Here is a 20,324-nt window from a genome sequence, read left to right as displayed (position 1 = left end):
CTCGCGAGCGTCTCTATGCGTATGCATGCACGCCCCGGGAGTGTCGGAGGGTGCGGGTTAGGCTGACCGCATGTCGTCGCCGCCGTCGCTGCCACCGCAGCTCTGGCGGGGTCGGAGCGCCGGAGGCCGGGTCGCGCTGATCCTCGGACTGGTGGTCGGCATCCCCGTCGCCCTGGCGCTCGGGATCGTGCTGCTGGGCGTCGGGATCGTAGGCGGTGCGCTGGCCCTGCTCGCGTGGCTGATCGGGATGGCCGCCGCCTGGGTGTGGTTCGCCGTTCAGCGCAGGCAGCGCATCCCGTACCCGTTCGAGGCGCCGCCGCCGACCACGCGACGCGCGCGGCGGATCGCCCTCAGTGGGCTGTATCTGTCGCTCGTGCCGCGGACGGTGGGCGGCACCGCCCGGGTCGCCGGGTGGCTGCTCGGGCCGCTGGCCCTGCTCGTCTCGCTGGTCGGAGTGTTCCTTCCCCGCTGGCGGGCGCGGCCGTACGTCGCCGTGTTCACGCTGCCGGGCATCCTGCTCAAGGTGGTGAACCTGGGCAGGCGGCGCGGGCTGCTGCGTGATGGAGGTGACACCGCGCGGGTGGCGTACGACGACTTCCTGGCGCACGCCTTCCCGCTGATCCGCGACGTGCTCGACTGGTGGAACGACCCGGATGCGGGCGACGACTACGTGCCGACGCCCGGGCTGGTGGATGTTCCCGCCGGCCTCCTGGGGCTCCCGCTCGGTCCCTCCCCCGACCCGCTCGGGCAGCCGGGGATCGCCGCGGGGGCGATGCGGCGACGCACGATCCGGTCCCTGCGGGAGGTGCTGCTCAGCCAGCGCGAGATCGACGACCTGTGCGATCCCGACCTCGACGATCGCGCCGACGTCGGGCTGGTGCGGATCGTGGAGTTGTCGTCGGCCGGCGGGCTGTCGTCGGCCGGCGGTCTCGCGTCGGCCGGCGGGCGACGGTGGATGGTGCAGTTCGCCAGCACGAAGTCGTGGCACCCGCGCGCGGGTGCGGCGCCGAACGACCTCACGGCGGACCTCCTCATCGGCGCGGGCCGGCTGCCGTCGTTCACGGCAGGTGCGCTCGATGCGATGCGGGAGGCCGGGATCCGCGCGGGCGAGCCCGTGCTGGTCACCGGCTTCAGCCTGGGCGGGATGGTCGCAGCCCAGGTGGCGACGGCGGCGGTAGCGTCCGGGCTGAACGTGACGCACCTGGTCGTCGCGGGGACGCCGCTCGGACGGATCGCGGTGCCCGAGACGGTGAGCGTGCTCGCGCTGGAGCACGTGCTCGATCCGGTGCCGCGGGTCGAGGGTCGGGAGAACCCATTGCGAGCGTCGGGTCGGGACGCGTTCCTGACGGTGAAGGCCCGGCCGCCGCTGTCGCACAGCTTCCGCATCGGCGCGCTGCACCAGTCGACGGCTTACGCGGACACCGCCGCCGCGGTCGAGGCCGACCCGCCGGATCCGCGCGTCGCCACGCTGCTCGGCGAGCTGACGCCGTTCTTCGGTGCGGAGCAGCGCATCCACGACCGGGCCCTGATGCGGGCGGGCGGGCTGCCGCCGCGCCCCTCGGTGCCGCTGTACCTGCACAGCACGGTCGAGGAGGGGATCACGCGCGGGACGCTGCGGCAGACAGTTCGCCGGCTCCCCGGGGTGATCGCCGTGGACGTGTACCAGTCGCGCAGCGGGTTCGCGACGACGATCGTGTGGAACGCGGACCTGCTGGTCCGCACGCTCGACCCGTGGCTGATCGTGGCCGGACGTACCGCGGTATATCGGGGCCTGCTGTCACTGCTGACGCGCCGGAAGGCGGTCGGCATCCACTTGCGGCTGCAGGCGCGGACGACGCCCGGGATCACGTGGGAGGCGACGGTGCAGCGGCTGTCGGACGGCCGCTGGCGCGAGTCGATCGACATCACGATCGATGACCGCGCCGACCCGGCGGAGGTCGCGCGGCTGTTCCCGCAGGGCACGGCCCCGGTGGTCGTCATCCACGCGCCGGACGCCTTCGCCCCCGTGCTCGACGTCGCCCGCCAGCGCTGACAGGCGCGGCTAGCGCTTGCGCTTCTCGCGCACGCGCATGTTGAGCGCGATGGGCGTGCCGTCGAAGCCGTAGACCTCGCGCAGGCGGCGGATGATGTACCGCCGGTAGCCCGGGTCGAGGAAACCGGTCGTGAAGACGACGAATGTCGGCGGACGGCTCGAGGCCTGCGTGCCGAACAGGATGCGCGGCTGCTTCCCGCCGCGGACGGGGTGCGGGTGCGCCGCCGTGAGCTCGGCGAGGAAGGCGTTGAACTTGCCGGTCGGGATGCGGGTGTCCCACGACTCGAGCGCGAGCTCCAGCGCGGGCACCAGCTTCTCGAGGTGCCGGCCGGTGCGCGCGGAGATGTTGACGCGCGGAGCCCAGGAGACGTGTGCGAGGTCTTGCTCGATCTCCCGCTCCAGGTAGCGGCGGCGCTCGTCGTCCAGCAGGTCCCACTTGTTGAAGGCGAGGACGAGGGCGCGACCCGATTCGAGCACGAGGTCGATGATCCGGACGTCCTGCTCGCTGATCGGCTCGCTCACATCGAGCACCACGACCGCGACCTCGGCCTTCTCCAGGGCCGTGGAGGTGCGGAGCGAGGCGTAGAAGTCGGCGCCCTGCTGCAGGTGCACGCGACGGCGGATGCCGGCGGTGTCGACGAAGCGCCACACCTTGCCGCCGAGTTCGACCTGCTCGTCGACCGGGTCGCGGGTAGTGCCGGCGAGGTCGTTGACGACCACGCGCTCCTCCCCCGCAGTCTTGTTGAGCAGCGACGACTTGCCGACGTTCGGGCGGCCGATGATGGCGACGCGGCGCGGCCCGCCGACCTCGCGCTTGGCGAAGGCGGACTCCTCCGGCAGGACCTTCAGGAGCGTGTCCAGCAGGTCGGCAACGCCGCGACCGTGCAGGGCGGAGACGGGATGCGGCTCGCCGAGACCCAGCGACCACAGCTCGGTCGCGTACGGCTCCTGGCGTGCGTCATCCACCTTGTTGGCGGCGAGGAACACCGGCTTGTCGGTCTTGCGGAGCAAGCGGACGACACGCTCGTCGGTGGAGGTGGCGCCGACGGTCGCATCCACGACGAAGAGCACCGCGTCGGCGAGGTCGATGGCGACCTCCGCCTGGGCCGCGACGGACGCGTCGATACCGCGGGCGTCAGGCTCCCACCCGCCGGTGTCCACCAGAGTGAACCGGCGGCCGTTCCACTCCGCCTGGTACGAGACGCGGTCGCGCGTGACACCCGGGGTGTCCTCCACGACGGCCTCGCGGCGGCCCAGGATGCGGTTCACGAGCGCGGACTTGCCGACGTTCGGGCGGCCGACGATCGCCAGCACCGGAAGGGCGGGCAGGTAGGTGATGCCGTCGACGTCTTCGCCTGCGACATCGAGGATGTCGAGGTCGCTCTCGTCGAGCTCGTACTCCTCGAGTCCGCTCCGGAGCGCGTTGGCACGCTGGACGGCGAGATCTTCGTCGAGCTCCGACAGCCGGGTGACGAGGTCATCGTCGCCGGTGGGCTCGTTTTCGATGTCAGACATGGGCTGCTTTCTGTACGACCTGGATGACCGCGTCGACGGTCTGGTCGAAGTCGAGATCGGTGGAGTCGACGGTGGTCACACCGTCTGCGGCGTTCATGAAGTCGACGACGCGGGCATCTGCCGCGTCGCGTCTCCGCAGGGCCTCACCCACATGGGCGGCGGAATGGTCGGCCAGCTCAGCGGAACGCCTCGCCATTCTAACGGCTTCGTCGGCTGTGAGAAGGATGCGCACAGGCGCATCCGGGCACACGACCGTCGTGATGTCGCGGCCCTCGACCACGATCCCGTCCCGGTCGACGGTGCGGATGATGTGGCGGAACAGCTCCGTCAGGAACACCCGCACCTCCGCAACGCGCGCGATGGCGCTCACCGCCGCCGTCACCTCCGGCGTTCGGATGACCTCGGTCACATCGTGGTCGCCGACGAACACGTGGTAGGTCTCGGGGTCGGTGCCGATGCGGTAATCGAAGTCGGGCAGCGCATCGATCACGGCGGCGGAGTCCGTCAGGTCGACACCGCGCTCGAGCGCGTACCAGCTGAGCGCGCGGTACGCGGCCCCGGTGTCCAGGTACGCCCAGCCGAGCCGGCGGGCGGTCGCCTTGCTCACACTCGACTTGCCGCTCCCCGCCGGTCCGTCGACGGCGACGACGAAGGTCTCGCTCATCCGGTGATCCTCCATCCACGTTCGGTCAGGTCGTCCACGGTGCGGTGGAGCACCTCCGGGAGCACGGCGATGTCGGCGAGGCCGAACGGCGCGCCCGGCGAGTGCTCCAGGCGGAGGTCCTCCATGTTGACCCCGAGCTCCCCGAGCTCGTGCAGCAGGCGGGCCAATTCACCAGGCCGGTCTTCGACCATCACCACGAACCTCGAATATTTCCGGTCCTGGCCGTGCTTGCCCGGCAGCCGGGAGACGCCCGCATTGCCTCCGGCGATCTCTTCCGCGATCGTGCGGCGGGCACCGGACGCATCCACATCGCCGAGCGCCACCAGCACCCGGTCGAGGTCCTCGCGGTAGGCACGCAGGATCTCGACGATCGCGGGAGCGTTCGCGCCGAGGATCTGCACCCACAGCTCCGGCTCGCTCGCGGCGATCCGCGTCACGTCGCGAACACCCTGCCCCGCCAGCGCGAGCGCGGCATCCGGCGAGTCGGTCAGACGCTTCGCCATGAGGGAGGACACGATCTGCGGAGCGTGCGAGACGAGCGCGACGGCGGCGTCGTGCCGCGCCGCATCCATCTCGACGGGTGTCGCGCCGAGGTCCAGGATCAGCGCTTCCACGAGACTGACGGCCTCGCGGGGGTTCTCGGGGCGGGCGGAGACGACCCAGGGGCGCCCGATGAACAGGTCTGCGCGAGCGGACGACGGGCCGCCCCGCTCACGCCCGGCGAGTGGATGCCCGCCGACGTAGCGGGCCAGGTCGATCCCAGCCTGCTGCAGTTCGGAGAGGGGCGCGACCTTCACGCTCGCGACGTCGGTCACCACAGCCTCGGGATGCGCCGCCAGCTCTTCGGCGACGACCCGGCCGGTGAGATCCGGCGGGACCGCCACGACGATCAGCGCCGGCTCCACTCCCCCGTCGTCGAGCCGCCCCGCGCCATAGTCCGCCGCCAGCCGCAGGTGTGCGGGCGAGGCGTCGGCGAGCAGCACGTCGACACCGCGGGCACGCAGCCCGAGTCCGACGGACGCGCCGAGCAGCCCAGCGCCGACGACGCGAACAGGGCCGGGGAGGCGGGCGGAAATTTCAGTCACCCGTCCACCTTAGCCAGCGGCGCGCGGCCGTCTCTCCGCTGCCGTCCGCCTGTGCAGAACGGCCGAGCTGTGGAGAACCGTCACTCCTTCGTCCGGCTCTCCCGGGAGATGGTGAGCAGCTGGCCGAGCTCAGCCTTGGTCAGGTCGCGCAGCTGGCCGGATTTCAGCGTCCCGAGATGCAGCGGACCGAACTGCCGGCGCACCAGCTCGATCACCGGATGCCCGACCTCGGCGAGCATCCGCCGCACGATCCGATTGCGACCGGAGTGCAGGGTCACCTCGACCAGGGAGTCGTCCCCGCGCGGGTTCGACTGCAGCAGCTTCGCCTTGTCCGCGGCGATCGGGCCGTCATCCAGCTCGACCCCCTTGGTCAGCCGACCGATCGTCTGCGGCGTGACCACGCCACGCACGCGGGCGATGTACGTCTTCGTCACTCCGAACGATGGATGCGCGAGCACGTGGGCGAGCTCGCCGTCGTTGGTGAGGATGAGGAGGCCCGAGGTCTCCGCATCCAGCCGACCGACATTGAACAGGCGTTCGGGGTAGTCGGCCGTGAAGCGGGACAGGTCGGGACGGCCCTGCTCGTCGCGCATCGAACTCACCACGCCCACCGGCTTGTTGAGCATCACGTACCGCCGGGAGGTGTCGAGCTGCACGGCCGTGCCGTCGACGGCGACCTGGTCGACCAGCGGGTCGACCCGCGTGCCCGGTTCGGTCACGACCGTGCCGTTGACCGAGACGCGTCCGGCGGCGATGAGGTCCTCGGACACCCGGCGGGAGGCCACACCGGCGGCCGCCATGACCTTCTGCAGGCGCTCGCCCTGCCGTTCGGAGTCAGCGGACATCGCCGTCGAATCCATCGGCCCCGTCCGCAAGGAGCGGCGAGATCTTCGGCAGCTCGTCGACCGAGTTGATGCCGAGCTGGCTGAGGAGCAGGTCGGTGGTGCCGTAGTTGATGGCGCCGGTCTCGCTGTCGGTGAACAGCTCGGTGATGAGGCCGCGACCGAGCAGCGTCCGCACCACAGAATCCACGTTCACGGCGCGAATGGAGGCGATGGCACCGCGGCTGATCGGCTGCTTGTAGGCGATCACGGCGAGGGTCTCCAGGGCAGCCTGCGACAGCTTGGTGGGGTTCTGCTGCAGCACGTAGTCCGCGACGACGTGGTCGTACTCCTCGCGGACGTAGATCCGCCAGCCGCCGCCCACCTCGCGCAGTTCGAAGCCGCGGCGCACGCCTCCGCCCGCGCCGCCGCTCTCACCGTCGAAGTCGGCGACCAGCGTGGCGATCGCCGCGCGGACGCGCTTCACCGGCGCCCCGACCGCCGTCGCGAGCGTGACGATGCTCATCGGCTCGTCGGCCACCATGAGGATCGCCTCCAGCGCGCGCTCGATCTGCGCATCCTCGACCGGCGCGGGCACCTCGGAGGTGTCGGTGACCTCTGTGGCATCCGTGGCCTCGGCCGTGTTCTCAACCGTCATAGTCGGCTCCCAGATTCGACAGGTTCTCTTCTGACCAGTGCTCGGCCGTCCAGCGGAGCGTCAATTCCCCCAGCGGCTCCAGCTGCTCGAAGGCGAGCGCCGCCCGGCGGTACAACTCCAGCACCGCGAGGAACCGCGCCACGACGACGCCCTTCTGCTCGGCGCCGACGACAAGCTGGCGGAAGCTCATCGGCTCGCCGTGCCGCAGCATCCCCACCACGATCGCCGCCTGCTCCCGGATGCTGACGAGCGGCGCGTGCAGGTGGTCGAGCCCGACCACGGGGACCTCGCGCGGCGTCATCGCCAGCGTCGCGAGGGCCGCGAAGTCGTCGAGGCTCAGCGTCCAGACGAGCTCCGGGGTGCGCTGGCGGAACTTGTCCTCCAGCCGCACCAGGCGCGCGTGCCGGGCGCCCTCGGCCTCCAGCCGCTCCGCGAACCAGCCGGACGCCTCCTTGAACGCGCGATACTGCAGCAGCCGCGCGAACAGGAGGTCGCGGGCCTCCAGCAGGGCGACGTCCTCCGCATCCACAAGCTCGCCCTGCGGCAGCAGCCCTGCAACCTTGAGGTCGAGCAGGGTCGCCGCGACCAGCAGGAACTCGCTCGCCTCGTCGAGGCTCTCGTCGGTGTCCAGCTGACGCAGATACGCGATGAACTCGTCCGTCACCCGACTCAGGGAGATCTCCGTGATGTCGAGCTCGTGCTTGGTGATCAGCGACAGGAGCAGGTCGAACGGGCCCTCGAAGTCGCCCAGCGAGACGCGGAAGCCGACGGACTCCTCCGCACCGGCGGCACCCTCCGGCTTCGCCGTGTCAGGCGACGGCGCCACGGAACACCAGTTCCCGCGCCAGCTGACGGTACGCCTCCGCTGCCTGGTGCTCCGGCGCGAACTGCGTGATCGGGGTGGCCGCGACGGACGCATCCGGGAACTTCACCGTCCGCGAGATGACCGTCTCGAGCACCCGGTCGCCGAAGGCGTCGACGACGCGCTCCAGCACCTCGCGGGAGTGCAGCGTGCGTGAGTCGTACATGGTGGCGAGGATGCCATCCAGCTCGATCGCCGGGTTCAGCCGCTCGCGCACTTTGTCGATCGTCTCGATAAGAAGCGCGACGCCGCGGAGGGCGAAGTATTCGCACTCGAGCGGGATCAGGACGCCGTGGCTGGCGGTCAGTGCGTTCACGGTCAGGATGCCGAGCGACGGCTGGCAGTCGATGAGGATGACGTCGTAGTCGGAGGCGACCTTGCGGAGAACGCCCGCGAGGATCTGCTCGCGGGCGACCTCGTTCACGAGGTGCACCTCGGCGGCCGACAGGTCGATGTTCGCCGGGATGATGTCGAGTCCGGGCGTCGAGGTGGACTGGATCGCGCCCTGCACATCGGCGTTGCGGTTGAGCAGCAGGTCGTAGATCGTCGTCGCGTCGTGCGTCTGCGCCCCGAGGCCCGCGGACAGCGCGCCCTGCGGGTCGAAGTCGACGGCCAGCACGCGGCGGCCGTACTCGGCCAGCGTCGCGCCGAGGTTGATGCTTGTGGTCGTCTTGCCGACGCCGCCCTTCTGATTGCACAGGGCGATGATCTTCGCCGGGCCGTGCTGCTTCAGCGGCTGGGGAGCGGGAAAGGCGCGTGCCGGGCGGCCGGTGGGACCGGGCTTCGGGGCGACGGATGCGGCATCCATGCCCGGGAGCTGGGTCTCGACCTCGTCGTTGCGCGTCACCTGGGTGTTCCTCGTCCCTCTCGTGGGCGGTCTTTCAAGGGGACAGTCTATCCGCGCCGTGCCCCGCATGCGGGGTGTGGGCACGGCGGTTCGGTACGCTGGCCGCGTGCAGCCGATGCCGTCCGCCCTTGAGACCCCACGCCTGCGTCTGCGCCCGCGCGACGGACGCGACGCCGAATGGAACCTCGCGCTGCTCGCCGAGCATCCCCTCGGCCGTCAACCCGATTCGGTCGACGAGGAGCGGGAGCGACTGGATGTGCAGCGCAGCCGGTTCGGTGAGGTGGGCTTCGGGCTGTACATGATCGAGCTGGCGGAGACCGGCGAGCCGGTCGGCTACTGCGGCCTCATCGTCGGCCGGGCGAGCGCGGCCCAGCCGGAGCTGGCGTACGAGCTGCTGCGGGCCCACGTCGGCAGCGGGTACGCCACCGAGGCCGCCGCGGTCGTCGCCGACGCCGCGTTCGACGCCGGGTTCCCCGTGATCTGGGCGACCGTCGCGACCTGGAACGCGCCCTCCTTCGGCGTGCTGAAGAAGCTCGGGTTCGCCGCGACGCGCCGCGCCGGAGGCGACGGGCGCTCCGTCTACGTCTGGCTGCGCCGCCGCGCCCCGCGCCGCCGCCACGCCGCCTCTCCCGCGTGAGCGCTGGTCAACGGGCCCGCGGGTGCGCCGACGTGTACACGTCACGCAGCGTGTCCGCCGTGACCAGCGTGTAGATCTGCGTCGTCGCCACCGAGGAGTGGCCCAAGAGTTCCTGCACGACTCGCACATCCGCCCCGCCGGCGAGAAGGTGCGTCGCGAAGGAGTGGCGGAGCGTGTGCGGCGAGATCTCCAGGTCGAGCTCCGCCCGCTCCGCCGCCGCGCGGATGATCAGCCAGACGTTCTGGCGCGAGAGGCGGGCCCCGCGCATCCCGAGGAAGAGTGCGGGCGTCGCCCGGCCCTTCGCGGACAGCACCGGGCGCGCCCGCACCAGGTACGCCGAGACGGCCTCCTGAGCGAAGCTCCCGAGCGGCACCATGCGCTGCTTGCTTCCCTTGCCGGTCAGCCGCACCACGTCGGCGTCGATCACGTCGTCGACGTTCAGCCCGACGGCCTCGCTGACGCGGGCGCCGGTGGCGTACATCAGCTCCAGGAGGGCCTTGTCACGCAGTGCCGAGACCTCGTCGCCGTCGGTGGCGGCCAGCAGGGCGGCGACCTGGTCGACGGTGATGGCCTTAGGTAGGCGGCTGGGCAGCTTCGGCGGGCGGAGGTCGCGCGCAGCATCCACCTCGACCCGGCCCTCCTCCAGCAGGAACCGGTGGAACCCGCGCACGGTGGACAGCATCCGGGCCAAAGAGGATGCGGTGAGCGGCGACTCCTCCCGAGTCCCGAGGTGCTCGGCGAAGGCCGACAGCGTCGCGGGCGTCACGGCGCTGACGTCGACGATTCCCTGATCGTCGAGCCACGCGCTGTACGCGCCGAGGTCGCGGCGGTACGCCGCGACCGTGTTCGCCGAGAGTCCGCGCTCGATGGCGACGTGTCTGAGGAACACGTCGACATCGGCCGCGACGGTCATCTCGAGAGCTTGGGGTGGCTCGGCCAGGGCTCGTTCTCTGCGCCGAGCGTGCTCCATCCACCCTCGCGTGCGGTGCGTGCGGCCAGCAGCGCGATGATCAGCGGGGCGTTGTGGACGCGGCGCTCGAGCACCGCCTCCACGGCGTCGTCGAGGGGTACCCAGCGCACCTCGATGTCGGCCTCCTCCGCCTCCCGCGCGAACTCCGAGCCGGTGGAGCGCACGCCGCGGGCCAGGTAGATGCGGATCGACTCGTCGTTGCCGCCGGGGCTGGTGAAGACGTCGGCGAGGACGTTCCACTGGTCTGCCTCGAGGTCCGCCTCCTCGCCGAGCTCACGCTTCGCCGCGTCGAGCGGGCTCTCGCCGCCCATGTCGAGGAGGCCCGCCGGGATCTCCCAGTCACGGTGGCGCACCGGGTGACGGTACTGGCGGATCAGCAGGACGCGACCGTCGTCATCCAGAGCCAGGATGCCGACGGCGCCGGTGTGATCGACGTACTCGCGGGTGATCTCCTCGCCGTTGTAGCGGAAGACGTCGCGGCGGACGTTCCAGATCTTGCCCTCGAACGGGGTCTCCGACGACACGATCTCCGGACGGAACGGCTGGTCGTTCAGGCCGGCCGCGGTCTGGTCGGCGGTCGTCTGGTCGGCGGCGGTCTGGTCGGCGGTCTCCTCGGCGGTCATCAGGCCTCGGCGACCATCTCGGCGTCGGCCTCGGCGACCTCGAACAGGAGGCTGGCCTTCTGGCGGTCGAGCGCGGCGCCGACGAGCCCGGCGAACAGCGGGTGGGCGCGGTTCGGGCGGGAGCGCAGCTCAGGATGCGCCTGCGTGCCCACGTAGAACGGGTGCACATCGCGCGGCAGCTCGACGTACTCGACGAGATGGCCGTCCGGCGACGTTCCGGAGAACCACAGGCCTGCATCGGCGATCTGCTCGCGGTAGTTGTTGTTCACCTCGTAGCGGTGGCGGTGACGCTCGGAGGCCTCGCTCGCGCCGTACAGGTCGGCGACCAGCGAGCCCTCGGCGAGGTTCGCCGGGTAGAGGCCCAGACGCATGGTGCCGCCCAGGTCGCCGCCTGCGATGATGTCGACCTGCTCGGCCATCGTCGCGATCACCGGGAACTCGGTCTCCGGGTCGAACTCCGACGACGACGCACCCAGCAGACCGGCCTCATGCCGGGCGTACTCGATGACCATGCACTGCAGGCCGAGGCACAGGCCGAGAGCCGGGATGCCGTTCTCGCGGGCGAAGCGCAGCGCGCCCACCTTGCCCTCGATGCCGCGCACGCCGAAGCCGCCCGGCACGCAGATCGCGTCGACGTCGCTCAGCTGCGCGGCTGCGCCTTCGGGTGTCTGGCACTCGTCGGAGGCGATCCACTTCAGCTTCACCTTGGTGCGGTGCGCGAAGCCGCCCGCGCGGAGGGCCTCGGTGACCGAGAGGTACGCATCCGGCAGGTCGATGTACTTGCCGACCAGGCCGATCGTGACCTCGTGCTTGGGGTCGTGCACCGACTCCAGCAGTCGGGCCCAGCCGTTCCAGTCGACGTCGTCCGCCTTGTCGAGCCCCAGCTGGTCGATGATGTACGCGTCGAGACCCTGGTCGTGCAGCATCGTCGGGATGTCGTAGATGGAGGGCACATCGACCGCGTTGACGACGGCCGCCTCATCCACGTCGCACATGAGGGCGATCTTGCGCTTGTTGCTGTCGGAGACCGGGCGGTCGCTGCGGAGCACCAGAGCATCCGGCTGGATACCGATCGACCGCAGGGCCGCGACCGAGTGCTGCGTCGGCTTGGTCTTCTGCTCGCCGGAGGCGTTCATGAACGGCACGAGCGAGACGTGCACGAAGAAGCAGTTCTTGCGGCCCAGCTCGTGGCGCACCTGACGGGCCGACTCGATGAACGGCTGCGACTCGATGTCGCCGACGGTTCCGCCGATCTCGGTGATGATGACGTCGGGGGCGGGCTCGCCGTCCGGTCCGGGCTGCGCCTGCAGCCGCATCCGGCGCTTGATCTCGTCGGTGATGTGCGGGATGACCTGGACCGTGTCGCCGAGGTACTCGCCGCGGCGCTCCTTCGCGATGACGTTGGAGTAGATCTGGCCGGTGGTGACGTTGGCCGACTGGCCGAGGTTGATGTCGAGGAAGCGCTCGTAGTGGCCGATGTCGAGATCGGTCTCGGCGCCGTCGTCGGTGACGAAGACTTCACCGTGCTGGAACGGGTTCATCGTGCCCGGATCCACGTTGAGGTAGGGGTCGAGCTTCTGCATGACGACGCGGAGGCCGCGGGCCGTCAGAAGGTTGCCGAGAGAGGCCGCCGTGAGGCCCTTCCCCAACGAAGAAACGACACCACCAGTCACAAAAATGTGTTTGGTAATGCCGTTTGCTGTGTTTTTGCCGCTTGAAGGGCCCGCGTCTGAATAATCCACCACGGGCTTACAGCCTATCACCGGTCGAAGGGCACTCGGACGCGACGAGCCCGACGACACGTTCGGGATGCGCTCACCGGCGAGCCGCGGACGCCATGTCGACGAGCTCCCGGGCGTGCGCGAGGCCGCTCTCCGAGTCGGGCAGGCCGGAGAGCAGGCGCGCCATCTCGGCGATGCGCTCGTCGCCGTCGAGGCGGCGGACGCTGGAGGCCGTGACCGCGCCGTCGCTGCCCTTCACGACCGTGAGGTGGTTGTTGGCGAATGCCGCGACCTGGGCGAGGTGGGTCACCACGATGACCTGCGCCGACTCGGCGAGGCGGGCCAGGCGCCGGCCGATCTCGATGGCCGAGGCTCCGCCGACGCCGGCGTCGACCTCATCGAAGATGAAGGTCGGAACCGGGTCGGTGCCTGCGATGACGACCTCGATCGCGAGCATCACGCGCGAGAGCTCACCCCCGGAGGCGCCCTTCCCGAGGGCGCGGGGTTCGGCGCCGGGATGCGGCTGCAGCAGGAAGGCGACCTGGTCGCGGCCGGTGGCCGAGTACGTCTGCAGGTCGCCGTCGTCGCGCTGGGTCACCTCGACGACGACACGCGCATCCGGCATGGCGAGGGCCGACAGCTCGTCAGTGACGGCTTCGGAGAGGCGTGCGGCAGCAGCTGTGCGTTCCGCGCTCAGTCCCGCAGCGAGTTCGTGGACGAGCGCCGCGTCGGACTCGACCTCGCGCGACAGCTCACCGATCCGATCGGCGTCGCCATCGAGTTCGAGGAGCCGGAGGCTGCCTGTCTCGAGGGTCCGGATGACGTCGTCAAGGGTGGGGCCATACTTGCGGAGCAGGATCGCGAGCTCGGAGCGGCGCTCCTGCACGACCTCCAGTTCATGCGCGCCGTCGGCGTCGAGCGCGTCCAGGTACGTGGACAGCTGCGCCGCGATGTCCGAGATCAGGTAGTTGGCCTCGGCGACCGATTCGGCCATCGGCTGCAGGGCGCTGTCGTGGGGCGCGACGCGCTCCAGCTGCCGGCGCGCGTTGTCCAGCAGGCCCAGCGCATCCATGCCCTCGGACACCTCGGCGCTCAGGAGCTCACGGGCCGCACCGGCGGCGAGGCGCAGGTCTTCGAGGTTGGTGAGGCGCTCCGCCCGCTCGGCCAGCTCGTCGTCCTCGCCGGGCTGGGGTGCGACGGACTCGATCTCGGCCATCGCCACGCGCAGGTCGTCGGCTTCGCGGGAACGGCGGTCCTGGTCGGCGATGAGCTCGTCGAGCTCGGCCCGGTTGTCGCGCCAGCGGTGGAACACCTGCTCGTAGGTGCTCAGCGCCTCTGCGAACGCGGGACCGGCGAACCGGTCGAGCGCTGCACGCTGCGCGATGGCCGATTTGAGCCGGAGCTGATCGGACTGCCCGTGGACGACGACGAGCTGCTCGCCGAGTTCGGTCAGGACCGCGACGGGCGCGCTCCGGCCGCCGACGACCACCCGGGACCGCCCTTCGGCCGATACCGAACGGCTCAGGACGAGCTCGGCCTCCGCCGCGTCGATGGGGTCGACGTCGCCTCCCGCGTCGCGCACGCGCTCCACCACCTCACCGGACGACGGCACGCGCCAGCGACCCTCGACCCACGCCTGCGGGCTGCCCAGCCGGACGGCGCCGGTGTCGGCGCGCTCACCGAGCAGCAGACCGAGGGCCGAGACGACCATGGTCTTGCCCGCGCCCGTCTCCCCGGTGATCGCGGTGAACCCGGCGCCGAGCGGGAGCGAGGCGTCGGCGATGACACCCAGGTCTTTGATCGAGATCTCCTCGATGCCGCCGCGCGCGTCAGTCACGCCCCACCGGCCCTCTCCACCCGGTCACGGGCAGATCGAACTTGTGCACCAGCCGATCGGTGAAAGGCCCGGGGTGCAGCCGCGCGAGCCGAACCGGAATGGGCGAGCGCCGGACGACGACACGCGCCCCCGGCGGAAGGTCGAAAGGCCGGCGGCCGTCGCACCAGAGGATGCCGGCGCCGCCCGCGCGATCGAGGAGCTCGACGGCGAGGGAGGAATCCGCATCCACCACCAACGGCCGGGAGAACAGCGCGTGCGCGCTCAGCGGCACCAGTAGCAGCGCGGCTACGCCTGGCCAGACCACCGGGCCGCCAGCGGAGAACGAGTACGCAGTCGAGCCGGTCGGCGTCGACATCACCACGCCGTCGCAGCCGAAGCTCGACATCGGCCGGCCGTCGACCTCGATGACGACCTCGAGCATCCTCTCGCGGCTCGCCTTCTCGACCGTCGCCTCGTTGAGCGCCCAGCTCTCGTAGACCACCTCGCGCCCGACCTTGACCCGCGCAGAGAGCGTCATGCGCTCCTCGACCTCGTAGTCTTTCGCGAGCCCGCGGGCGACCGCCGTCTCGAGGTCGTCGCGCTCGCTCTCGGCCAGGAAGCCGACGTGCCCGAGGTTCACCCCGAGCAGTGGAGCGGAGCAGCCGCGCACGAGTTCAGCCGCACGCAGGATGGTTCCATCGCCGCCCAGGACGATCACGAGCTCCAGCTCGCTGGGCGCCACGTCGTCGTCGAGCACCGCCACCGCGTCGAGCGAGGGATCCGCCTCCAGCAGGTCTCTACGCTCGTCGGCGCTCAGCACCGGGACGACGCCCGCGTCGAGGAGCTGCCGGGACACCCGGACACCCGCCTCGAGGGACTCCTGACGACCGGTGTGCGCGACGACGAGGATGTACCGCGTCGCTGCACCCATCAGTGTCACGTTCCCTCCTGTCGAAAGCCGTTCTCCCATTCTGTCGGTTTTCGCGCGCCGGGCGAGGCCACCGGCAGAGGTTTGTGGAGAACGTTCACTCAGCGCGAACTGTGGGCGACCGCGCAGAGCCGTTCCTCGCAATCCGATGATGTCCGGATTACGGTTTCATTCGTATTGTATTTCTGTTCCTCTGCTAACGTGCTAGTTGTCTTCTTCGTCAGTTTTAGTGGAGTACCGCGTGAGCACAAAAGTCAAGGTCGATACGGCGCAGCTGCGGGTGAACGCGCGCTCGCTGCATGAGGCGAATGGTGGGCGTAAGGCCTCTTCTCCTGTGCCGGGGAGTCTGGGGGCTGCCCGCGGGGTGGCGGTGTTCGAGCAGTTCGACGCCTATTGGCGTTCGGGGCTGTCGAACCTTTCCTCGAGTGTTGACTCGTTGAGCACGGCGCTGGGTTCGGCCGCGGACGTGTATGAGCAGCGGGACGCGAAAAGCGCTGAAAGCTTCACCAGGGGTGCCCCGCATGCGTTCTAACGCAACTGATTGGTCCCCTGTCGGGCTGGAAGAGGACCCGACACCGGGAGATGTGGCAGCGGTCGACGGGCGGACCAAGGACTTCCAGTCGATGGCCGAGTGGCTCTGGCACCGGGCGGACAAGCTCAATGACGTGCTGGAGCAGGTCGGGGAACCGTGCTGGTCCGGATACGCGGCGACCATGTTCGCGGAACGTCTGCAGACCGTGAGCACAGGGTGCCGGGAAACGTCGAAGCGGTTCAACGAAGCCCGTGACGCCTCCAACGCCTGGTGTTCGGTGATATGGGCGCATCAGGGTGTGGCGGATGCGGCATTGCGGGAGGCGGAAGTTGCGTTAGAGGACATCGCCACCGCCGAAGCCACAATCTCCTCGCTGACCGTCGAGCAGGCAGCCTTGCACGCGGCACTGTCGCTGTTGGAGAGGACGTACAAGCAGTACGCCACCACCGCCCCACCGGCCGGTACCCGCGTCCCGACCGGTTCCGAACTGGCCGCGGCACGCCGTCAGGCCGATGACGCGAACATCGAGCTCAGCAGCGCGCAACGGCTGCTGGAGGACGCGCAGGACCGGTTGGCGCACGCCAAACGCAAGGCCGCCACCGCCGCCGAGCACTACTACAACGAAGAGGGCGTGTTCAGAAACGCCCTGGAAGCCACCCTCCACGGGGCAATGCCCACCATCGCCCCGACACAACTGACCGACTTCGTCACCACCGTCACCAGCTTCGCGAAGATCGACGCACCCGCGATGACCGGGTCGGCGCTGGCGAACATGCTGACCACACTCACCCCCGGCGAATTGGCGCTGCTCCTGGCCCGCGACCCCGCCCTGGTCCAGAAGTTCTGGGACAACCCACCTCCGGGAGAGAAAACGGCGGCGTGGTGGAAGAAGCTCAGCCCCGAGCTTCGCGAGCAATGGTGCAAAGCCGCGCCGGAGATCATCGGAAACCTGCCCGGCCTCGACGCCGACACCCGCATCCACGCCAACGCCAACCAACTCCAACGCGACCTCAACGACCCCACCATCAGCCCCGACTCCGTCAAGGGAAAAACCCTGGCCGACATCCTCGCCGCCCTCGGCATTGAGAGGATCCCCGGCGGAACTCCAGACGACTACGAAGCACTCGCCAAAAAGCAGAAACCAGCACGCGGGCTGCTCTCCTACAACCTCCGCCACACCCCGCCCCTCGCCGCGGTCGCCATTGGAGACACCCGCGCCGAAGCATCCGGAAAGGTCACCTGGATGGTCCCCGGCATGGACAGCGGACTCGGCGAACCCGGCCGCCTTCAGGGCTGGACCGGTGCCGCGCTCGACGTCTACAACGACCAGAGTAAGAACGTGGAGCCTGGGGTTGCGCACATGGTTGTTGCCTGGATCGGGTATGACCCGCCTGGGTGGGACACTGTGGGACAGGGTGACCGGGCCCGCGCGGGCGCTGCCCGATTGTCCCGAGAGCTTGACGGGCAGTGGGCGGCGGACACCATCCTTTGCGGGAACCCGAGACCCTTCACCGCGGTGATGGGCCACTCCTACGGCACCACAGTGATCGGCAACGCGGTCAGCAACCTGGCCCACAACGTCCAGTCAGTGGTCCTGCTCGCATCAGCCGGGGTCGAGCAAGACCTCCACAACGTTCAGTCGCTGCACGTGGACGGCGGCGGCCAACACGTGTACACCAGCCAGTCCTCACTGGACCAGTGGGCAGACAGAGGTCGGGCCATGTCCGGGCGGCTGGACCCGAGAGACCAAGCATTCGGCGCCCGCGGGTTCTCTTCCGAGGGCGATCCGGCGCATCAGCTTCACCCTGTTGACGGGCACGATGTCATCGGGAGCGGGAGTGACACCGGCAACCCGTTCAACCCCTTGGACGATCACGCGACCAAAGGACACGGTTACCTCGACAAAAAGACCGAGGCCCTCCGGAACGCCGCCGCAGCCGCTGTGGGCTTGGACGACAAAATCAACGGTGGTGCCAGCAAGCCCGGAGAGGCAAAGAAGTAGATGGCACGCACCCGCAGATTTCGTGCCGCCGCCACCCTTGCAGTTGTGCTCATGTTGATGACGGGCTGTTTCTATCCAGGAGGAACCATGACCAACCCCGGCGATGACGTCTTGTCAGCACCCAACGGACTGTCCACCAAACCCCGAGACCAGTTGCTTGACGAAGCCCTCAAACAGGTGAACGAACTTGTGCAGCTTATGGGCGGTGAATGGCTCGACAGTGGGGTCCCGCCCAGCGTCTTCGACCCCACCAACCGGGCCGGCTGGGTGCTCGACGCGTGTGACATGCCAGCCACCTCAGGGCAATACTCCATCAACGTCTCGCAGCAGGCGGCCCCGGGCACCGAGATCGATCCGTTCCCACCGGTCGCCAAAGTGCGCGCCCACTGGGAAAAGCTCGGCTACACCATCCGCCAAATCGGCCCCCCGTCCCAAGACAGAACCAAAGGCCACTCCATCGTCGTCGACCTGCCGCACAAGGCGGCGCTCGAGTTCTTCGCGAGCACCGAAGTATTGAGCATCTCCGTCGACAGCGAATGCGTGAAGTTGAAGTGACGACATAGCTCGCGCCCGCCAACACACGGCAGTTCACCGCACCGGGTTGCAGCATGGAGTGGCCGTGACGAGCCGCCTCACTGTAAGGCAGACAATGAAACTCCCCCGCAATATCCGTGCCGCCCTCACCATCGCAATCACCCTCACCCTGACCGGGTGCATCTACCCAGGAGGACCCGGGAACCAACCCGGCAGCAACACACCCTTTGACGGCCTCTCCACCAAAACCAAAACCCAGCTCCTCGACGATGTCGTGCAACAGGTCAACGATGTCGCACAACTTGTCGGCGGTGAATTCCTCGACGACCATGAGCTCCCCTTCGACCCCGCCAACCTCGAACAGAGGGCAACATGGTCCTGGACTTCGTGTGACAACGAGGCCACCACCGGTCAATACTTCATCTCTGTGCGGCAATTGGCGGACCCCTCGACCGAGTTCGATCCAGAGTCCGTCACAGAGAAGGTCCGCACCTATTGGGAAGGCCTCGGCTATACGGTCCGCCAGATCGGTCCCCCCGAACAAAGCACCACCCGGGGCCGCTCCATCAATGTCGACCTGCCCCACAGCGCCGGCCTTCACTTCGCCGCCAGCACCCAAATCCTGGGGATCGGCGCCCACAGCGAGTGCGTGAAATGGGACTGACGGGATCGCGCCCGCCGTGTCGCGCCGGATTGCGGGCTCAGTCGACCGCGTCGAGGCGTTCCTGCACAGTAGGAGCGACGAAACTCGCCCCCAGCACCCGCACTACTACCGTCGTCGCCACACTCAGCTTGACCGGCTGCAAGCCAACTTCCTCCGCGAGGCAGCCCACGCGCGCCGTTTGAGCGCCTACCGAACGATCCCGCAGGCAAGAACGCCCGGCGTGGATTCGACGCCCTGGCCCTCTCGCGCGTTCCTCGCTCGCCCTCGGATGGCGGCCTGAATGCCGGGCCGTCGGCTATGGGGCGGACTGCATGAATTCCCGCCGATACACCCAGCCGGACTCGACCGGTGGTTGCATTCCCGGGTGGGCCGCTGACCGCAGATCACGCCCTCGCGACGCCTCCCGGGAGTAGGCACGCGAGTCCGGCCCCCATTTCGAGTTGCGAGCTTCGCGCAAGCATCACTCAGCGCGAAAGCAGGACGACGTCATCCCGCAGGCCGGACGGGTCCGGTGCGCCCCTCCGGAACCAGGCCAGGAACTCCTTGTTGCCGTGGCCGCCGGCGATCGGGGACGCGATGACGCCCGCCGTCCCGAGCCCAGCGTCGAAGGCGGCCCACAGGACGTCGGACACCGCGTCGGCGCGCAGGCCCGCATCCCGGACCACTCCCTCCCGGATGCCCTGTCTCCCCACCTCGAACTGCGGTTTGATCAGGAGCACGAAGTCGGCCGTGCTCGTCGCGGTCGCCACCAGCGCGGGGATGACTTGCGTGAGAGAGATGAAGGACAGGTCGGCGACCACCAGGTCCGGCCGCACCTCGTCGCCCGTCAGGGCGGCGAGAGCGTCGGCCGTAAGGGAGCGCACGTTCACGCCCTCGAACGACCGGAGGCGCTCCTCCCCCGCGATCACCGCCGACAGCTGGCCGTGCCCGACATCCACCGCGATGACCCGCGCAGCGCCGCGCTCCAGCAGCACCTGACTGAATCCGCCCGTGGAGGCGCCGGCGTCGAGCGCGATCCGGCCGGAGGGGTCGATGGAGAACGCGTCGAGCGCTGCGATCAGCTTGTGCGCACCGCGACTGACGTACTGGTCGGCGCCCGCGACCCGGACCTCCTGGCTGTCGCCCACCTTCGCCGACGCGCGGACAACCGGGCGGCCGTCGACCGTCACGAGGCCCTCCGCGATCAGGGTCGCGGCGTGGGAGCGCGACCGTGCGAGGCCGAGCTCGGCGAGTGCGACGTCGAGGCGGCGGTCAGCCCCGGCCATGCTCGTCGTCGCCCTCCAGCGTCCGGCGGAGCTGCTCGTGGAGCTGCGCGTACGCGTCGGCGCGGGCGGCCAGCGGCTGCTCCTCGATCACGTCGAGCCGGGCGACGAGAGCCTCCTCGGCTCCGGCATCCTGCTGTTCATCGGACAT

The 20,324-nt window shown here is 69.6% G+C and carries 20 protein-coding genes; 6 read left to right on the top strand and 14 right to left on the bottom strand.

Features of this window, described 5'->3' with window-relative positions; translation table 11 throughout:
- Positions 1-70 precede the first annotated feature (70 nt).
- Positions 71-2,032, top strand: a complete 1,962-nt coding sequence (locus AB4Z18_RS17290; protein ID WP_441783970.1) for a hypothetical protein — start codon at positions 71-73, stop codon at positions 2,030-2,032.
- A 9-nt stretch (positions 2,033-2,041) separates the two neighbouring features.
- On the opposite strand, the gene der is transcribed toward AB4Z18_RS17290, so the two are convergent.
- From der to AB4Z18_RS17255, 7 genes are all read right to left on the bottom strand, one after another.
- On the bottom strand, positions 2,042-3,547 hold the full coding sequence (gene der / locus AB4Z18_RS17285; RefSeq protein ID WP_441783969.1) for a ribosome biogenesis GTPase Der: 1,506 nt from the start codon (positions 3,545-3,547) through the stop codon (positions 2,042-2,044).
- Positions 3,540-4,211, bottom strand: coding sequence for a (d)CMP kinase (cmk, locus tag AB4Z18_RS17280; protein ID WP_441783968.1), 672 nt, complete (start codon positions 4,209-4,211; stop codon positions 3,540-3,542). Before cmk ends, der begins: the two co-directional genes overlap by 8 nt.
- On the bottom strand, positions 4,208-5,296 hold the full coding sequence (locus AB4Z18_RS17275; RefSeq protein WP_441783967.1) for a prephenate dehydrogenase: 1,089 nt from the start codon (positions 5,294-5,296) through the stop codon (positions 4,208-4,210). Before AB4Z18_RS17275 ends, cmk begins: the two co-directional genes overlap by 4 nt.
- An 80-nt stretch (positions 5,297-5,376) precedes the next feature.
- Positions 5,377-6,141: a pseudouridine synthase gene (locus AB4Z18_RS17270; protein WP_441783966.1), complete on the bottom strand. Its 765-nt coding sequence runs from the start codon at positions 6,139-6,141 to the stop codon at positions 5,377-5,379.
- Complete coding sequence (gene scpB / locus AB4Z18_RS17265; protein ID WP_441783965.1) at positions 6,131-6,775, bottom strand: SMC-Scp complex subunit ScpB; 645 nt, start codon at positions 6,773-6,775, stop codon at positions 6,131-6,133. Before scpB ends, AB4Z18_RS17270 begins: the two co-directional genes overlap by 11 nt.
- Positions 6,765-7,601: a segregation and condensation protein A gene (locus AB4Z18_RS17260; protein WP_441783964.1), complete on the bottom strand. Its 837-nt coding sequence runs from the start codon at positions 7,599-7,601 to the stop codon at positions 6,765-6,767. The genes scpB and AB4Z18_RS17260 overlap by 11 nt, the downstream gene beginning before the upstream one ends.
- Complete coding sequence (locus AB4Z18_RS17255; protein WP_441784026.1) at positions 7,585-8,445, bottom strand: ParA family protein; 861 nt, start codon at positions 8,443-8,445, stop codon at positions 7,585-7,587. Before AB4Z18_RS17255 ends, AB4Z18_RS17260 begins: the two co-directional genes overlap by 17 nt.
- 154 nt (positions 8,446-8,599) lie before the next feature.
- On the opposite strand from AB4Z18_RS17255, the gene AB4Z18_RS17250 reads away from it, so the two are divergent.
- On the top strand, positions 8,600-9,121 hold the full coding sequence (locus AB4Z18_RS17250) for a GNAT family N-acetyltransferase (protein WP_441784025.1): 522 nt from the start codon (positions 8,600-8,602) through the stop codon (positions 9,119-9,121).
- 7 nt (positions 9,122-9,128) lie between these two features.
- Here AB4Z18_RS17250 and xerD read toward each other — a convergent pair whose 3' ends face one another.
- The 5 genes from xerD to AB4Z18_RS17225 all read right to left on the bottom strand — a co-directional run bounded on the left by xerD (position 9,129) and on the right by AB4Z18_RS17225 (position 15,182).
- Complete coding sequence (xerD, locus tag AB4Z18_RS17245; protein WP_441783963.1) at positions 9,129-10,034, bottom strand: site-specific tyrosine recombinase XerD; 906 nt, start codon at positions 10,032-10,034, stop codon at positions 9,129-9,131.
- Positions 10,031-10,714: an NUDIX domain-containing protein gene (locus tag AB4Z18_RS17240; protein ID WP_441783962.1), complete on the bottom strand. Its 684-nt coding sequence runs from the start codon at positions 10,712-10,714 to the stop codon at positions 10,031-10,033. The genes xerD and AB4Z18_RS17240 overlap by 4 nt, the downstream gene beginning before the upstream one ends.
- A complete protein-coding gene (locus AB4Z18_RS17235) occupies positions 10,714-12,456 on the bottom strand; it encodes a CTP synthase (protein WP_441784024.1) in 1,743 nt (580 codons plus the stop codon). The genes AB4Z18_RS17240 and AB4Z18_RS17235 overlap by 1 nt, the downstream gene beginning before the upstream one ends.
- 73 nt (positions 12,457-12,529) lie before the next feature.
- Positions 12,530-14,272, bottom strand: a complete 1,743-nt coding sequence (recN, locus tag AB4Z18_RS17230; protein ID WP_441783961.1) for a DNA repair protein RecN — start codon at positions 14,270-14,272, stop codon at positions 12,530-12,532.
- The gene (locus tag AB4Z18_RS17225; protein WP_441784023.1) at positions 14,265-15,182 is read right to left on the bottom strand and encodes an NAD kinase; all 918 of its coding nucleotides are present in this window, start codon (positions 15,180-15,182) and stop codon (positions 14,265-14,267) included. Before AB4Z18_RS17225 ends, recN begins: the two co-directional genes overlap by 8 nt.
- A gap of 238 nt (positions 15,183-15,420) precedes the next feature.
- Here AB4Z18_RS17225 and AB4Z18_RS17220 point away from each other — a divergent pair, with 238 nt between their 5' ends.
- The 4 genes from AB4Z18_RS17220 (at position 15,421) to AB4Z18_RS17205 (ending at position 18,911) form a co-directional block, all read left to right on the top strand.
- Complete coding sequence (locus AB4Z18_RS17220; protein WP_441783960.1) at positions 15,421-15,711, top strand: hypothetical protein; 291 nt, start codon at positions 15,421-15,423, stop codon at positions 15,709-15,711.
- Positions 15,712-15,802: 91 nt separating this feature from the next.
- Positions 15,803-17,713: an alpha/beta hydrolase gene (locus AB4Z18_RS17215; RefSeq protein WP_441783959.1), complete on the top strand. Its 1,911-nt coding sequence runs from the start codon at positions 15,803-15,805 to the stop codon at positions 17,711-17,713.
- The gene (locus tag AB4Z18_RS17210) at positions 17,714-18,268 is read left to right on the top strand and encodes a hypothetical protein (protein ID WP_441783958.1); all 555 of its coding nucleotides are present in this window, start codon (positions 17,714-17,716) and stop codon (positions 18,266-18,268) included.
- A gap of 94 nt (positions 18,269-18,362) precedes the next feature.
- Positions 18,363-18,911 (top strand): hypothetical protein, encoded by a 549-nt coding sequence (locus AB4Z18_RS17205; protein ID WP_441783957.1) that lies wholly within the window; start codon positions 18,363-18,365, stop codon positions 18,909-18,911.
- 464 nt (positions 18,912-19,375) lie between these two features.
- Here the strand turns inward: AB4Z18_RS17205 and AB4Z18_RS17200 are convergent, their stop codons facing one another.
- Together AB4Z18_RS17200 and AB4Z18_RS17195 are read right to left on the bottom strand one after the other, a co-directional pair.
- Positions 19,376-20,176 carry a TlyA family RNA methyltransferase gene (locus tag AB4Z18_RS17200; protein ID WP_441783956.1) on the bottom strand — a complete coding sequence of 267 codons (801 nt, stop codon included), beginning with the start codon at positions 20,174-20,176 and terminating at the stop codon, positions 19,376-19,378.
- Entirely contained in the window at positions 20,163-20,324 is a 162-nt protein-coding gene (locus tag AB4Z18_RS17195) for a hypothetical protein (RefSeq protein ID WP_441783955.1), read from the bottom strand. Before AB4Z18_RS17195 ends, AB4Z18_RS17200 begins: the two co-directional genes overlap by 14 nt.

This window comes from Leifsonia sp. 2TAF2, from assembly GCF_052115085.1.
In the GTDB taxonomy this organism is placed as follows: domain Bacteria; phylum Actinomycetota; class Actinomycetes; order Actinomycetales; family Microbacteriaceae; genus Leifsonia.
The sequence above is the reverse complement of the archived record's forward strand: the minus strand, read 5'-3'. Positions and strand labels throughout refer to the sequence as shown.